Raw genomic sequence first — 3,213 nt, forward strand, 5'->3', positions numbered from 1 at the left:
TCGGGCGGCGTGTTGATTCACTCCTGGGGCGTGGCCGACAACAAAGAGCAGAGCGACACGCTCGACACGCTGCGCAGCAAAGCCGCCACGCCCAACAACGCCCAGCAACCCACCGCCTGGTGGTGGAACTAAAACGGGCGGCCTGAGAGATCCGCTCTGCAGATCAGGACCGGCGGTGCAAGAGCACGTTCTCTTGGCACGCGGCGTCTCGCAGGTTGACGACACGAATTCGCGCGAGTTTCTTCGCCGCTTCTGGAAAGAACGGGTCGACGTATCCACTTTCGGCAAGTGCAGCGACCGTGTTCTGCATTGGCAATGCGGACTTGAGCAGGACCAATTCGTCGGCCTGCGTTAACTCTGCTAACCGAGCGGCAATCGAATCGCTCGTCACGTCCCAACTTTCGGGTAAAGCGCACTCGGCAAGTCGAGGTTCTTCTTCGTGGAGGAAGTTCCACGGATCGAGAATCAGGAGCCGATAATCGCCCCGTACGTCGAATACTTCTGAGCGAGAATCGACAACGGAATCGTTCATCTTCTTGCCGCCATGGTGGGCGGTGTTCGCTTCGCACATATCTGCGACGCTGACCAGCCGCTCGGCTTCGTGCATGTGCGATAGCATGGCGTCGGCTTGTAGCCCCATGGCCCGTACACACAGCCAATGGGCGGTTCGTTCCGGCAAGGGGCGCAATACATGCGCCGCACGAATTGCCTCGACCAGCGCACCGCCGCCGACGACCAGAATCGTGTCCGAGGGAAGTTGCCGGGCCAACCACTCACGCAGCCGCGGCAGTAATTGCGGCATGTCGGTTAAGCTTCCGCCTAATTTGACAACGCGGATTGGCATCAGAAGAGCGCACGCCGGTTCGCTAGGGCTCAGGGTCACATTCCCGCAGCATCATGAGCGGAAAGCGTCTAACCGAGGGTGGAAAATCCCCTACGATCGTACCCGGCTGCACGATTGCTAGCCATCGGACTTCGTCCTGTGCAGAAGGGCGGTTACTATGCAAACATGGATTCGCCGTTGCCCGAGATTGCCGAGCATGCCCTGGGTGCCGCCGAGATTCCCGCGGTTAGGGTGGGAGCTAACGACCTGACTCTGTATGTCGAGTCGCGCCCGTTGATCACTGCGATGGTGGCCGATATCGAGCGCGCTCAGTCACGCGTGTGGTTGGAATCCTATATCTTTTCTGGCGATGCCGCCGGCACGCGCATCGCAGAAGCACTCGCCGCGCGGGCCCGCGCGGGCCTGGACGTGCGTCTGCTGTACGATGCGATCGGCAGCCAAGGAACGCCGGCAACGCTGTTCGAGCGCCTAAGGGCGGCGGGCGTTCGCGTCCATGCGTTCCACTCGCTGCTCTACGCACTGCGCAATTTGTCATTCTTCGAGATAATGAACCGCCGCAACCATCGCAAGCTACTTGTGATCGATGATCAGGTGGCGTATTTCGGCGGGATGAACGTGGTCGAGACGGCGCCTCCCCGCAAGCGCGCCGTGCTGGACGACGTTTCCGATTCCGGCGGTTGGCGCGACGTGCACGTTCGCATGGTCGGGCCGCAAGTGGCCGACGTGGCCGAGAGCTTCGACCGCTCCTGGCAGCGTGCGCATCATGAGCCGATAGACCGCCGGCCTAGGGCCTATCGGCGCGTGCGATTGCCGCGCGGCGCGGAGGATTTCATCCGTTTCTACGATAGCGGTCCGGGATTGAATTTTTCGCGCGCCGAGCGGGTATTCACACGGCTCATTGGCCTGTCACGGCAGCGCGTGTTGGTATCGATGGCTTATTTTTTGCCCACGCGGCGCGTGCTGCGCACGATCTTTCGTGTGTGCCGGGGCGGCAGTAGGGTGACGGTAATCGTACCAGGCGCGAGCGACGTGCCGCTGGTGCAGCGGGCCACACGGTTTATATACGAACAGCTGTTGAAGCGCGGCATCGAGATTTTTGAGCGGCAACGCTCGATGCTGCACAGCAAGGTGACGGTTATTGACGACCGCTTTACCGTCGTCGGTTCCTGCAACCTCGACCCGCGCAGCCTGGAAATCAATCTGGAATTTCTGGCCGTGATTCGTTCGGCAGCGATGGCGCAGGCCGTAACGAAGATTTGCGATGAGGAACTGGCCGCGAGCCGGCCGGTCACACTGGCCGAATGTCAGCGGCACGGCTTCTGGCAGCGATTATTAGATCGCGGCGCCTACCTGCTACGCTGGTGGCTATGAGACACAGGTGCGCTTTGGCGTAGAGGTGGTTGCTGTCGAGCTTTTAAATGCCAAATCGCCCTAGCTAGCGTGAATCTCGCAGTTTTTCACTGTAGTTGCGTTGTCGTCGAACTTCGCGCCAAACCCGATTTGCTCGGCGCGTTGCGTGCCACGGCTATCGTGAAATACTCGCCATGCATGCTGCCAGTCCCAGACCTGCTGCTCGACGAACCGCAACACCAGCAGCTTGCGCAGCTCTTCCAGGTCGGCAAAGCTCAATCCCTCCGTGATCGAGATGATCGCCTCGACGTCGACCTGCGCGCGAATTGCGTCTTGCCAACGTTCGTCAATGTATCGTGCGCGCAAAGCGCGCGACGGTTTTCGGAACTCCATCACCACGTCGATCCGGCCGGGCCGGCGAAAGGCCGGATCGAGATCGATCAATCGCGCATTTGACGTGAACAGGTAGATCGCACTGCGACGCGCTGCAACTCCGTCGAGTTCGGCCAAGAATGTGCTATGGTCGGCACTTGCTCCACTGGTTTCACGGTTCCGTATACCGAAATCCAGATCATCGAACAGTACGATCCCAGGCCGATCCAAGTGAAACAAAGTGTTCACCTGACGATGTTCCCGTGCTTCCTCGTAGTCGGCAACGGTTACGTTTCGCCAACGAAGGCCATGACGACGGCACTCGCCGAATAGCCAGCGGCAAGCCATTGTCTTGCCATTGCCGGGTGCGCCGACGAGAAGAGCGCCGCGTTTTTTTGCTATCGCGTACTGACGGAACACCGTCGAACTCGATAGCAAAAACCCAACCGTGTTTTGCCAGAGGCGATCTCGATCAGCGGCCAGCATGATCGGTGCCGGAGTCCGGGCCGAACGTCGTCCCAGGCGACGGACATATCGTCGCACGCTCTCATAATCGCGCGTCGACACAGCCCAAAAATCCGGGACCCCGCTGGATCCGCGAAAACTGGGCAGAACCACGTGTACCAGTCGAGCGTCGAATTTCGGCG

At 60.1% G+C, this 3,213-nt stretch carries 3 protein-coding genes; 1 reads left to right on the plus strand and 2 read right to left on the minus strand.

The features are described 5' to 3' along the window. Positions 1–163: 163 nt before the first annotated feature. Positions 164–844 (minus strand): hypothetical protein, encoded by a 681-nt coding sequence (locus VGG64_02715; protein HEY1598484.1) that lies wholly within the window; start codon positions 842–844, stop codon positions 164–166. A 165-nt stretch (positions 845–1,009) separates the two neighbouring features. Here VGG64_02715 and VGG64_02720 point away from each other — a divergent pair, with 165 nt between their 5' ends. After that, complete coding sequence (locus VGG64_02720; GenBank protein HEY1598485.1) at positions 1,010–2,215, plus strand: phosphatidylserine/phosphatidylglycerophosphate/cardiolipin synthase family protein; 1,206 nt, start codon at positions 1,010–1,012, stop codon at positions 2,213–2,215. Positions 2,216–2,275: 60 nt separating this feature from the next. On the opposite strand, the gene VGG64_02725 is transcribed toward VGG64_02720, so the two are convergent. Continuing rightward, positions 2,276–3,213 (minus strand): ATP-binding protein (locus tag VGG64_02725; GenBank protein HEY1598486.1); only part of this gene is annotated, 938 nt, incomplete at its 5' end.

The sequence above is a fragment of the Pirellulales bacterium genome (genome assembly GCA_036490175.1).
GTDB lineage: Bacteria > Planctomycetota > Planctomycetia > Pirellulales > JACPPG01 > JACPPG01.

Excerpts from the sequence above, each read along its gene's own strand:
- VGG64_02720 (HEY1598485.1), top strand. The coding sequence starts at position 1,010 with ATGGATTCGCCGTTGCCCGAGATTGCCGAGCATGCCCTGGGTGCCGCC.
- VGG64_02715 (HEY1598484.1), bottom strand. The coding sequence starts at position 844 with ATGCCAATCCGCGTTGTCAAATTAGGCGGAAGCTTAACCGACATGCCG.